The following is a 10,930-nucleotide window of genomic DNA, read 5'->3' as shown; positions in this document are numbered from 1 at the left end:
GGATCAGCGGCGTTGGGTGCCGGAAAAGCTGCTGGAACCGGCTGGCATCAAAATCCCGGCGATCCTCGAGCCGCAGTAGCTCGGCGAGCTGGGTGATGTCGTCCCGGCCCAACGCCTGGCTGGCCGGCGGGCTGCCACCTTCGGGCGCCCGCGGCATAGTCGCGCAGCCGGCCGAGGCGAGGCAGAGCAGGACGAGCCAGACCAGGGAATGGCGGTGGTGAACCGCGCCCACCCGGTCGATTTTCGAGTATCGTGCGCAGAAGCTGGATGTCGAGCGGGGCGGCCGGCCGGGCAGGCTCACGGGGTGTCAGGAGTCACGCCAGATGCCAAGATAGCGGGCCCGGTCCCGTGCGGCCGGCGTGATGAGATAGGGCGAGTGGGCGGAAAGCGTTTCACCCCGTGCGGCAACGGCGTCCACGCCCTGCTCCGTCAGCAGCGCGCGGCGCGGTGCGCCGGCGGGTCGGCCGCTGGCCGGTGTAGGCGCCAGATCTACGAGCCGGGCAGGGTCGCCTGTGCGCACGCCCGCTGCGTTGGCCTCGTCCGCATCCAGGTGCAGCTCGGGCCGGTGAGCCTCGCCGATGTATGCGCGGACGTTGTGGAAGGTTACGCTCCGGGCGTTCTCGCCGCAGCGGAGGCTGACCCGGTCACCTTCCGCAATACCGAGCGCGGTGCCCATTTCCGACGAGAGATGAACGTGTGAGGCGGGCACTACTGCCGCCGCCGATGTGCTGCCCTGCGGCCCGACCAGAGTCACGGTTGGGGCTCCCGTGAAATCGCCTGGCAGCCGGACCGGCGCGTCGATGCCCAGACGGCTGGCCAGGCTACGCGCGAGTCCCACGCGGCTCCGTTCCCGGAAGGGGCCGAGCACTCGCACGCCATCCAGCTCGCCTCGGGGTCCGACCACGCGCACGGTTTCCCGGTAGGCTACCTGCCCCGGCTGGCGCAGTTCGCGCCAGACGGTGGGCCGCGCGCCGCCGAACAGCTTACGCCAGTCGGTATCGGAGAGAAGCACGTAGCGTTGCGAGACGCCGATGGGCACCTCGCGGAGCTGCGGGTCCAGCGCGCGGGGGCGAAGCCGCCGGCCGTTCCTGGGCGCGACCTCGACCAAGCCGCGCCGCGCAGCAGCTTCCCTGGCCGCAAGGGCGGATTCCATAGGCGGCGCGATGGCCTTCAGCGGCTGGTTCCAGATGGGAGGCACCAGCGGCGGGGAGCGCCGGGGCGGGGTCACGCGCGGCTGCTTCTGCACCCGCGGCGACTCGTTGCGCTCGAGGATCTCCCGCGCGATCAGATCCGCGAGCAGATCCAGTTCCCGCTCCTCCATTACCGGGATCCTGCGCGGTAGTGAGCCAGGAATTCACGGACAATGCGGCCGACCTCGTCCGGCGTCAGGCCGACCGCGCTGCCCGGGAGCTGCGCCGACGGCGGGCCGGGTGACGCGGCCGCGCCGTCCTCTTCACGGTTCGGGGCGGAGGAGCCTGACGCCAGATAGGCCTGAGGGGCCGGGCAGCGGCCGCCCGGCACATCGACAGGCGGCGCTACGGGCCAGCCAGCCACCAGGTTGGGCGAGATCGTGAGCGGGCGGTCCTCCGCACTGTGCAGGCCCGGCGCGGGCGATGGAGTGGGGCGGGTCATGCTCCGGACCTCGTACGCCAGCCGCTTCACGTTCATCAGGTGCAGCGGCGTGATATTATCCCCGGTGATCGAGCCGCCCACACTGCCCGGGCCCAGGGTCATGGCCGGCGCGAGGCCGGTGGTATAGCCCGTGGCACCCATGGCGGCCACCGTGTTCACCAGGATGCGGAATGCCGGCTTTTCACGGAAGAATGCGTCGACCACATCCTCATCCATGGTGTGGATCACGAGGCTGTGTCCCAGGCCTCCCAGCTTCAGGATGCGGATCGCGCGCTGGCAGCAGGCGCGCCAGCCGTCGTCCACGTAGAAGCCCAGGACCGGGCTCAGCTTCTCGATGCTGAGTGGCTCCTCCTCGCGGCCCACCTCCGTTAGCCGCGCGACCAGCACGCGCGTTTCCGGAGGCACCTGGATCCCGGCACGCGCCGCAATCTCTGATGCATCCTGCCCGGCCAGCGCGGTATTGAGCCGGCCGCGCGGCGCCAGGACCTGCTCGAGCCGCTTCTTTTCCTCCTCCGTGCAGATGTACGCGCCGTAGCGGGGGAGCAGCTCGAGCGCCCGCTGCGCTACCGGTGCATCGCAAACGATCGAGTTCTCAGCAGAGCAGAGCAACCCGTTGTCGAAGGCCTTGCCCGCCACGATATCGGCCACCGCCTTGTCCACGTCCGCGGTACGCTCGATGACGGCGGGCACGTTGCCGGGGCCGACGCCGAAGGCCGGCTTGCCGGCGCTGTAAGCCGCCCGGACCAGCGGCGTGCCGCCGGTGGCCAGGATGACATCGGTCAGCTCGTTTCGCATCAGCTCGTTCGTCCCTTCGAGCGTAACGGTGGACATCGAGCTGATCAGGTTGGGCGGCGCGCCCGCCCGCTCAGCCGCATCCATGAGGACGCGCACCGTCTCGACCACGCATTCGGTCGCGCGGGGGTGGGGTGAGAAGACGATGGAGTTGCCCGCCTTCACGGAGATCAGCGCCTTGTACATGGCCGTGGAGGTCGGGTTGGTCGATGGCGTGATCGCAGCCACCACGCCCATGGGCACGGCCAGCTCCTTGACGCGTGCTTCCGCGTACTCGCGCAGGATGCCGCGGGTGCGGAGAGGCTTGTACGCGCGCCATACGTCCTCGGAGCCGAAGCGGTTCTTGAGAATCTTGTCCTGGTAGCGACCCATGCCGGTCTCGTCCCGGGCCAAGCGGGCGAGACGCTCCGATTCCTGGGACGCCGAGCGGGCCATGGCCTCGCAGGCGCGATCCACGTCCTCCTGGCTGGACTGCGCCCAGGCTTTGGCCGCCTCCGCGGCCGCGCGAAGTAGCTGCCGCGCCTGCTGGATCGAGGCCAGGTCGCGGTCCAGGTTCGGGGTCATTTCCGGGTCTTGCCGCAGGATCGATCAGCCGCTGCGGTACTCGTCGAAAGCTCGCAGCAACGTTTCGCGGTCTGCCCTCGAGACGGCGCGGCCCTGGATGGGGAAGCCGGGCAGCTCACGCGCCAGGTGGCGCAGCTCGACCACGCGAAGCGATTCCAGCACCGCGCGCGGCGGCAGTGAATCGGGTCGGGAGGCGGCTGCCCGCGGCGTCGGCGGCGCGGCCACTCCGACACCCCTGGCCCAGCCGCCAGTCTGCCGGTCCGGCGGCCGCTGCGCCGGCAGCGGAGGTGGCTCCGGCTCCCTGGCCAGGTCCGTATCCGGGTGTGGCCGCGGGATCACATGCACCGAAACCAGCTGGCCTACGCGCTGGGCTGCCGCTGCTCCTGCATCTACCGCTGCCTTCACTCCTGCCACCTCGCCCGCAAAAAAGACCGTGACGAGACCGGCCTCTGCGTACTCCCTGCCCAGGAGCTGCACCTTCGCTGCCTTGACACCCGCGTCGGCCGCCTCGATGGCGCCGACGAGCCCGCGCGTCTCGACCATGCCCAGAGCCTGCTCCGGGCGGCGCTCCGGGCGCTCCCCTGCCGGCATGTGCCGCTACTCCTCCGGCCGCTGCGGCAGAATTATTTCCACATCGGAATGGGGCCGCGGGATCACGTGCACGGAAACCAGCTCACCCACGCGCTCCGCCGCCGCCGCGCCCGCGTCGGTCGCCGCCTTCACCGCACCGACATCCCCGCGGACCATCACCGTGACGTAGCCTCCCCCGATCTTCTCCTTCCCGATCAGACGGACGTTGGCCGCTTTCACCATGGCGTCGGCGGCCTCGATGGCGCCGACCAGGCCCTTCGTCTCGACCATTCCGAGCGCATCCAGGGGCATGGAGCTCCTCCGCGAGGTACGTGGGCGAGTCAGGATCGGCCCCATAGTAGGTGCGGGAGCACGCGCCGTCAACGGTCTTGTGAGGGGTGGCATGCCCTTTTAGCTTGGCGCGCGATGGCGGAGCTGGATTTCCTGGTATCCGACGTGCACCTGGGGGCCGTGCCTAGGGCCACGGAGCACGCGTTCCTGGCGTTCCTCCGCCACGTCCGGGCGCACGGGCGGAGCCTGCTCGTGGCCGGAGACCTGTTCGACTTCTGGTTCGAGTACGGCAGCGTCATCCCGGGCACTCATTTCCGCGTGCTTGCGGCGCTGGCGGAGCTGGTCGAGGCGGGGATCCCGGTGACCATGCTGGCGGGGAACCACGATGCCTGGGGCGGGCGCTTCCTGCGCGAGCAAGTCGGGGTCGCGTTTCACGAGCGCGTGCTCCGAACACGTTTGGCGGGGCGGCCGGCGCTGGTGGTGCACGGGGACGGTGTCGGACGGGGGGACCTGACCTACCGGTTGCTCAAGAATGTCATGCGCAGCCGGCTGGCCGTGGCTGCTTTCCGCGCCTTGCATCCGGAGCTAGGCGTCAGGCTGGCGCGGGCGGTATCGAGCACAGAGCGGCGTCTGGAGAGCGATGTCGTACTGCGCGGTCGGGCGCGCTTCCTGGAAGACTGGGCCGTGGCCCGGCTAAGGCAGGAGCCGGAGCTCGGCTGGGTAATCTGCGGGCACGCCCATGTTCCCGCGCTCCGGGAAGTCCAGCCGGGCCGCTACTACCTAAACCCCGGCGATTGGGTGCGCCACCGCTCCTACATCACGGTGAGCGCGGAGGGCCGGCCGGAGGTGCACGATTGGGGCGGCGCACCTCCTCGCGGCTGCTGACGACCAATCGGCCCATCCCCCTCGACCGGGCGTTCCGCTTTGTCAGCCGTAGAGATAAGAGCCGCTGCCGCGGACGGAAAAGGTGGGCCGCGGGTCCGTGGAGCCGGACTCAGGCGGCCCGGCCGTACCCGTCCACGTCCACCTGCTCCACCTGCCGGATGCGGTCGCCGAGGAAGCGGCGGCCCACTTCCCGGAAGCGGGCAGGCGAGTCGCTGGCCACAAAGGCGTGGAGCGGCGGCGCGGCTTCCCGGCGCAGCAGCGCACGGGTTTCCAGGGTCCGGCGCACCTCGGCGGCCGTCTCACGCGCCGAGTCCACGAGGGTAATGGATGGCCCCAGGATGCTGGCGAGAAGGGGGCGCAGCAGCGGGTAGTGCGTGCAGCCCAGGATGAGGACGTCGAGGCCGGTTCTGCGGAGCGGATTCAGGTAGTCGCGCGCAATGAGGCGCGCCGCCTCGTGCTCGACCCACCCTTCCTCGACGATCGGCACGAAGAGCGGGCAGGGCTGAGCGAAGACCTGAGCGTCGGGCAGGAGCCTGTGGACGGCGGCCTGGTAGGCGCCGGATGCCACTGTGCCTGCCGTGCCCACGACGCCGATGCGCCTGGTGCGTGTCTCCCTAGCGGCCGCACGCGCACCCGGCTCGATGACGCCCACCACCGGCACGGGCAGCTCGGCGGCCAGCAGGTCGCCGGCGTGTGCCGTGGCCGTGTTGCAGGCGATTACCACCATCTTCACGCCGCGTTGCAGCAGAAAGGCGGTGGACTCCCGCGCGTAGCGTTGAACTGTCTCGGCGGATTTCGGGCCGTAGGGCACGCGCGCGGTATCGCCGAAATAGAGAACGGACTCCCCCGGAAGCTGGGCGAACAACTCGCGCACGACGGTCAGGCCGCCGATCCCGGAGTCGAACACCCCAATCGGCCGGGACGCGAGGTCGCTCATGGCCCGACTCCTGCCGGGATGCGAATCCCCAGGCTCACGCCGCCCCGGCCGCGCGGCTCGGCAATGACGTCAGCCGGGAAATCGGCCAGGTGCGCGTTGACAAAGGCGTCCACCGCAGCGGCCAGCGTCCAGAACACGGTCCAGGCGATCCAGTCTTCCCGCTGCTGCTTCCGTGCCCGCACCAGCCTGGCAATCTCCTGGACGGACGCCGCGCTATCGATCTCGGCGGCGAGCGCCTCCTCCTGGCTTCGCCGCTCGGTCTTGGCCGAGTCTCCCACGGCATCCGCGAGCAGCGAATCCCGTGCCGCCGCCCGCCGCCGCTGCTCCAGCTCCTGAGCCTCGCCCAGCTTGGCCACCGTCTTGAGCAGCAGGAACCAGCTCCCGCTCTGGGCGGCGAAAAAGGCGGCCCCCCGGCCGTAGGCGCCAAAGCTGGCCTGTCCCCAGCCGGGCACAAGGAGAGAGCGCAGGAAGGCGCCGCGGGGAGAAGGAGCTCCCGTCTTTCGAGTGGCGAGGCCCGTGTCGCTACTTGCTGGAGCGGAAGCGCGTGTCCCACCGGCGGGCGGCGTCTGCGCCTGGAGCGGGGCCGAGAGGAGGAGCAGCGCGACCAGCATCCCGGCGGAGCGGGAGAAGGGCGAAATCGAGTGCGGGCGGGTCACGACCGGCCGCCGGCTCCGGCCGGCGATACGACGCGCAGCGCCCCGGGTTCCACCTGGACGCGAAGCCACCGGGCGCCGGGCGGCTCACGCAGCTCGCCATCGAGCTGAAAGAAGAGTGGCTGCTGGTCGCGGGCGTGGAGCTCGATGCTGCGCGCGCGGCGCATGGTCACCTGCGGCAGGTCGCCATGGGTTCCGCGCATCACGCGCGGGACAACGCGGGCGATCTCCCCGTACCGGAGCTCCCGGACCAGGCACACGTCCAGCAGGCCGTCATCCGGCACAGCGGCCGGGCAGACGTAGAACCCGCCACCGATGCAGGGGCCATTGCCGAGGGCAATCATCATGAGCCTTTGCTCGATCCACTCCTCGTCCAACCGAATCCGCAGTGGTATGGCGCGGAACCCCAGGACAGCCCGCAGCAGGCCGACCAGATAGCGTACCATACCCGGCAGGTGCGGCATACGTTCGACCTGCCGCACCACCTCGACGTCCACGCCCGTACCCATGCCGTTGATGAAGAACTCGCTGCCGCCCGGCCATTCGGCGCGCCCAACATCGAACACCCTGGTGTGTCCGGCCGCAATCATGTCGTAGGGCGCGCCCCGCTGCAGCACGCCCGGTATGAGTTTGGCAAAATCGTTCCCGGTCCCCAGGGGGATCACGGCGAGCGCCGGCGTCGCCGACTCGCCCCTGGCACGGCCGTCCAGGAGACCGTTGGCGACTTCGTGCACCGTGCCATCGCCTCCGGCCGCTACTACGGCCGGCGCGCCCTGCAGGGCCGCCGTACGCGCCAGCTCCTGGGCGTGCCTGCGATGGCTCGTCTCAATGACGGTGTATTCCAGTGCGCGCGCGCTCAGTTCCCGCTCCAGCTCGGCGCGCAAGCGCCGACCCGCCCCTCCGCCGGACACGGGATTGAGAATCACCTGCAGCGGCGCAGTCATCACCCCTTCAGCGGGTCTAGGCCAGTTTCTGGGCAACAATGGGATTGGCGTGATACCGTACCTGGTGCGGAAAGTGCCCGGCCCTCACTCCGGGACTATGCCGCACGCGGTAGTGGGTCAGTTAAACTGACCCACTACCCCGCACGCATGCGACTTGACCGCGGCGGCGGCCCCGGGCATCATTTTGGTTTCCCGCCTTCCTGGAACCTGGCCGGGCGCGCGGCGTTCCCGAACCCGCTCGACAAGGTGACACGTTGCACCATCCTGGGTTCCGCCCTCTCCGGAGCCGCCCAGTCGATGGGGCAGTTAGTGGCGTTTCGGGCCATCCAGGGGCTCGGCGCGGCCTCGGCGGCCATGCTCCCGCTCTTCCTGCGCGAGCAGCCGGTGCGGCGGGAGCACCGCCTGGACCTGCTGGGAACGGTGACGCTCACGGCCACCATAACCCTGCTGCTGATCGTGCTCCTGGAGGGAGGCGAGGCCTGGGGCTGGACCTGGTGGCGGTGCAGAACGCGGCGCCGTGGCGCTGCGGGCTCTGGTAGCGGCCATGGCTAGCGGCCTCCACGCCGTCTTCTTTGCCCTCGAACTCTTCACCGCGGCCGGGCTGCTGGTGGCGTTGCTCTTCCCGCACGGATCCGCCGCGGCCCACGCCTACCGGGAGGAAAGGCATGCCGCCCGGGGCTGAGGCCGCTGGCACTCCAATCGGGCGGGCGGTGAGAAGGGGATCGGCCAGACTGCGGGAACTTCAGCGCTTTTTCAGGGGGACTCCCCCGGACGCCGCTGGGGCGCCGGGGGCCGGCGTGGCGGGGACGTGTGAGAATCGAACTCACCAGCCGAGGTTTTAGCTCGGCCCGACGCTTTTGAAGAGCGCACCGGCCACCAGGCCAGATCCGTCCCCACGGCCTGTTCTTCCGGTACAGGCGGCCGCCGTCCTTGTCAATGGCGGCTACATGTTCATGCCCGCCATCATGGAGCGGTGCATCTCGAGGAGCCGCATCACGCGCGCGCCGTGCGGGGGCATGAAGGCGTGTAGCTCCTGTGCGCCCATCTCGGGCATGCGCGTCAGGTCCTGGCGGAGCGAGTCGACCGTGGCGTTCCACTGCGCGTCCGCCGCCATGTTCATGTCCCGCATATCGCGGTTCATCTGCGAGATCATGTTGGCGACCATCTGCCGGTGCGTCGGGAGCATGGCCTTCATGCTGTCCGCGCTCAGGCCGCGCATCATCTGCATGTGAGTCTGCATCTGCCCCATCATCCCGCCGGCCTGCATTCCGGGCATCCCCGGCATGCCGCCGGCCGGTGCTTCCGGCTGCTCGGCCGCAGTCTGGGCCTCAGGGGCGGCCTCTTGCTGCTCGCGACACGCGCCGAGCTCGAGGGCGAGGGCCAGGGGCAGGGCGAGCGCGGGACCGCGAAACATTGCACTCATGTTGCGCCTCCGTGGAGTGAAGGGGTGCTGCGCACTCGTCTCTGGACGAGAAGCCGGTGTCCGCTCACGGCCTCCGGTCGCGGGCAGGACTGGTTGCCGGCGTCCTCATCAGGCGGGGGTGCCGGCGGCTGTGACAACTGCGGGTTCGCCCTCGAGCGCCGCCGTCCGGTCCCGGGCCGCTCGTCGCTCGCGACGCATCTCCCATTCCTTCCAGAGCGAATAGATCGCGGGAATCACGATCAGGGTGAGCAGCGTGCTGGAGACCATGCCGCCCACCATAGGAGCGGCGATCCGCTTCATCACGTCGGCGCCCGCGCCGTGGCTCCAGAGGATCGGCAGCAGCCCGCCCATGATCGCGGTGACCGTCATCATCTTGGGGCGCACGCGTTCGACGGCGCCGTGCTGGACCGCCGCATCGAGGTCGGCCCGGCGCGCGAGCAGGCCGCGCCGCCGCCGGTCGTGGTACGCCTGATCCAGGTAGATGAGCATGACCACGCCGGTTTCGGCGGCCACGCCCGCGAGCGCGATGAAGCCGATCGCGGTGGCCACGCTCGTGTTGTGCCCCATGAGCCACATGAGCCAGATGCCGCCCACCAGCGCGAAGGGTAGCGAGAGCATCACGATCGCGCTCTCGGTCACGCTCCCGAAGTTGGAGTAGAGCAGCAGGAAGATGATGGCGAGCGTAATCGGCACGACCACGCGCAGCTTGCGCCCGGCACGCTGCATGGCCTCGAACTGCCCGGACCAGACCAGCCGGTAGCCGGCCGGCCGTTCGAGCCGCTGGTCCAGCAGCGCCCTGGCCTCATTGACGTAACCCCCGATGTCGCGGCCGCGCACGTCGACGTAGACGATGTTGCTCAGGTAGGCGTCCTCGGACTTGATCAGGGGCGCGCCCCTGACGATCCGGAGCTGCGCGAGCTGGCCGAGCTCGACCTGCGCGCCCGACGGGGTCGCGACCAGCGTATTGGCGACCTTTTCCGGGCTGTCACGCAGCTCGCGGGGATAGCGCACGAGTACGCTATAGCGCTCTCTCCCCTCGATCACCTCTCCGGCGGGCATCCCGCCCACGGCCGCCATGACGGCCGTCTGGATATCATCCACGGTCATGCCGTGCCGGGCGGCAGCATCGCGGTCCACGTTGATCTCGAGGTACCGGCCGCCGACCGTGCGCTCGGAGAAGACCGTATTCGTCCCCCTCACCATCGGCAGCAGTCCCTCGATCTGCTTCCCGATCCGATCGAGCTCCTCGAGATCGGGCCCGAAGATCTTGATGCCGACCGGCGTCTTGATCCCGGTCGCGAGCATGTCCAGCCGATTCTTGATGGGCATGGACCACATGTTGCCCACGCCCGGCGTCTTCACGCTCCGGTTCAGCTCCGACTGGATCGAGTCGAAGGTGACGCCCTCCCGCCACGCCTCCGGATCCTTCAGGATCGCGATGCTCTCGATCATGGACATGGGCGCCATATCCGTGGCCGTCTCGGCGCGTCCGATCTTGCCCAGCACCATCTCGACCTCCGGGATGCTGGCCATGGCGGCATCCCGCTGCTGCACGATCTGCTTGGCCTGCGCAGTGCCCACGCCCGGGAAGAGCGAAGGCATGTCCATGATGCTCCCCTCGTTCAGCGGGGGCATGAACTCGCTGCCCAGGCGTGACCAGGGGAGGGTCGTGAACAGCAGGATCGCGGCCGCCGTGCCTATCGTCTTCCAGCGGTGGCGGAGCACGAATTGAATGACGGGCCGGTAGGTCCGGATCAGGAAGCGGTTGACCGGGTTGGCCGCCTCGGGCTTCACGCCGCCGCGAATGAAGAGCCCCATGGCCACCGGTACCAGCGTGATCGACAGGATCGAGGCCGCCGCCATGGCGAGCGTCTTGGTCCAGGCCAGCGGCTGGAAGAGCCGCCCCTCCTGCGCCTCCAGCGCGAAGACGGGCACGAAGGAGAGCGTGATGATGAGGAGCGAGGTGAAGAGGGCGGGCCCCACTTCTTTTGACGATTCCACGACCAGCCGCCAGCGATCGGCCGCGGCGAGGCGCCAAGGCGGCGGTGCGGCCAGCCTCGCCTCGGCCGGATTCGCCGCGTCTCCGTGTCCCGGCGTGGCTGCAACGCTGCGTTCCAGGTGCTTGTGCAGGTTCTCCACCATCACGATCGCGGCATCGATCATGGCGCCGATCGCGATCGCGATCCCGCCCAGGCTCATGATGTTGGCGTTGAGGTCGAGCAGGCGCATGGCCATGAAG

General features: G+C 69.6%; 12 protein-coding genes, 1 tRNA gene and 1 pseudogene. 3 read left to right on the top strand and 11 right to left on the bottom strand.

Features of this window, described 5'->3' with window-relative positions; genetic code table 11:
* From HY703_02145 to eutM, 5 genes are all read right to left on the bottom strand, one after another.
* The coding region (locus tag HY703_02145; GenBank protein ID MBI4543978.1) for a hypothetical protein at positions 1–301 on the bottom strand (301 nt) is incomplete at its 3' end.
* A gap of 6 nt (positions 302–307) precedes the next feature.
* A complete protein-coding gene (locus HY703_02140) occupies positions 308–1,321 on the bottom strand; it encodes a hypothetical protein (protein ID MBI4543977.1) in 1,014 nt (337 codons plus the stop codon).
* A complete protein-coding gene (locus tag HY703_02135; protein ID MBI4543976.1) occupies positions 1,321–2,988 on the bottom strand; it encodes an aldehyde dehydrogenase family protein in 1,668 nt (555 codons plus the stop codon). Before HY703_02135 ends, HY703_02140 begins: the two co-directional genes overlap by 1 nt.
* Before the next feature lie 24 nt (positions 2,989–3,012).
* Complete coding sequence (locus HY703_02130) at positions 3,013–3,579, bottom strand: BMC domain-containing protein (GenBank protein MBI4543975.1); 567 nt, start codon at positions 3,577–3,579, stop codon at positions 3,013–3,015.
* 6 nt (positions 3,580–3,585) lie between these two features.
* Positions 3,586–3,870: an ethanolamine utilization microcompartment protein EutM gene (eutM, locus tag HY703_02125; protein MBI4543974.1), complete on the bottom strand. Its 285-nt coding sequence runs from the start codon at positions 3,868–3,870 to the stop codon at positions 3,586–3,588.
* Positions 3,871–3,984: 114 nt separating this feature from the next.
* Between eutM and HY703_02120 the strand changes: the two genes are divergently transcribed.
* Positions 3,985–4,734, top strand: coding sequence for a UDP-2,3-diacylglucosamine diphosphatase (locus HY703_02120; GenBank protein ID MBI4543973.1), 750 nt, complete (start codon positions 3,985–3,987; stop codon positions 4,732–4,734).
* A gap of 109 nt (positions 4,735–4,843) precedes the next feature.
* Here the strand turns inward: HY703_02120 and HY703_02115 are convergent, their stop codons facing one another.
* Genes HY703_02115 through HY703_02105 form a run of 3 tightly spaced genes read right to left on the bottom strand, consistent with a single transcriptional unit; the run spans position 4,844 to position 7,268 of the window.
* A complete protein-coding gene (locus tag HY703_02115; protein ID MBI4543972.1) occupies positions 4,844–5,671 on the bottom strand; it encodes a glutamate racemase in 828 nt (275 codons plus the stop codon).
* Positions 5,668–6,327, bottom strand: coding sequence for a hypothetical protein (locus HY703_02110; GenBank protein MBI4543971.1), 660 nt, complete (start codon positions 6,325–6,327; stop codon positions 5,668–5,670). The genes HY703_02115 and HY703_02110 overlap by 4 nt, the downstream gene beginning before the upstream one ends.
* Positions 6,324–7,268, bottom strand: a complete 945-nt coding sequence (locus HY703_02105; GenBank protein ID MBI4543970.1) for a diacylglycerol kinase family lipid kinase — start codon at positions 7,266–7,268, stop codon at positions 6,324–6,326. Before HY703_02105 ends, HY703_02110 begins: the two co-directional genes overlap by 4 nt.
* Before the next feature lie 264 nt (positions 7,269–7,532).
* Here HY703_02105 and HY703_02100 point away from each other — a divergent pair.
* Together HY703_02100 and HY703_02095 are read left to right on the top strand one after the other, a co-directional pair.
* Positions 7,533–7,610 (top strand): annotated as a pseudogene (locus HY703_02100) (transporter).
* A 202-nt stretch (positions 7,611–7,812) separates the two neighbouring features.
* Positions 7,813–7,950 carry a hypothetical protein gene (locus tag HY703_02095; GenBank protein ID MBI4543969.1) on the top strand — a complete coding sequence of 46 codons (138 nt, stop codon included), beginning with the start codon at positions 7,813–7,815 and terminating at the stop codon, positions 7,948–7,950.
* 116 nt (positions 7,951–8,066) lie between these two features.
* On the opposite strand, the gene HY703_02090 is transcribed toward HY703_02095, so the two are convergent.
* The 3 genes from HY703_02090 to HY703_02080 all read right to left on the bottom strand — a co-directional run.
* Positions 8,067–8,163, bottom strand: a tRNA-Sec gene (locus HY703_02090).
* Positions 8,164–8,211: 48 nt separating this feature from the next.
* Positions 8,212–8,691, bottom strand: coding sequence for a hypothetical protein (locus tag HY703_02085; protein MBI4543968.1), 480 nt, complete (start codon positions 8,689–8,691; stop codon positions 8,212–8,214).
* 108 nt (positions 8,692–8,799) lie between these two features.
* A partial coding sequence (locus tag HY703_02080; protein MBI4543967.1) for an efflux RND transporter permease subunit occupies positions 8,800–10,930 on the bottom strand: 2,131 nt, incomplete at its 5' end.

The sequence above is a fragment of the Gemmatimonadota bacterium genome (assembly GCA_016209965.1).
In the GTDB taxonomy this organism is placed as follows: domain Bacteria; phylum Gemmatimonadota; class Gemmatimonadetes; order Longimicrobiales; family RSA9; genus JACQVE01.
The sequence above is the reverse complement of the archived record's forward strand: the minus strand, read 5'-3'. Positions and strand labels throughout refer to the sequence as shown.

Coding starts and splice junctions, on each gene's coding strand:
- HY703_02140 (MBI4543977.1), bottom strand. CDS start 1,321: ATGGAGGAGCGGGAACTGGATCTGCTCGCGGATCTGATCGCGCGGGAG.
- HY703_02135 (MBI4543976.1), bottom strand. CDS start 2,988: ATGACCCCGAACCTGGACCGCGACCTGGCCTCGATCCAGCAGGCGCGG.
- HY703_02130 (MBI4543975.1), bottom strand. CDS start 3,579: ATGCCGGCAGGGGAGCGCCCGGAGCGCCGCCCGGAGCAGGCTCTGGGC.
- eutM (MBI4543974.1), bottom strand. CDS start 3,870: ATGCCCCTGGATGCGCTCGGAATGGTCGAGACGAAGGGCCTGGTCGGC.
- HY703_02120 (MBI4543973.1), top strand. CDS start 3,985: ATGGCGGAGCTGGATTTCCTGGTATCCGACGTGCACCTGGGGGCCGTG.
- HY703_02115 (MBI4543972.1), bottom strand. CDS start 5,671: ATGAGCGACCTCGCGTCCCGGCCGATTGGGGTGTTCGACTCCGGGATC.
- HY703_02105 (MBI4543970.1), bottom strand. CDS start 7,268: ATGACTGCGCCGCTGCAGGTGATTCTCAATCCCGTGTCCGGCGGAGGG.
- HY703_02095 (MBI4543969.1), top strand. CDS start 7,813: ATGGCTAGCGGCCTCCACGCCGTCTTCTTTGCCCTCGAACTCTTCACC.
- HY703_02085 (MBI4543968.1), bottom strand. CDS start 8,691: ATGAGTGCAATGTTTCGCGGTCCCGCGCTCGCCCTGCCCCTGGCCCTC.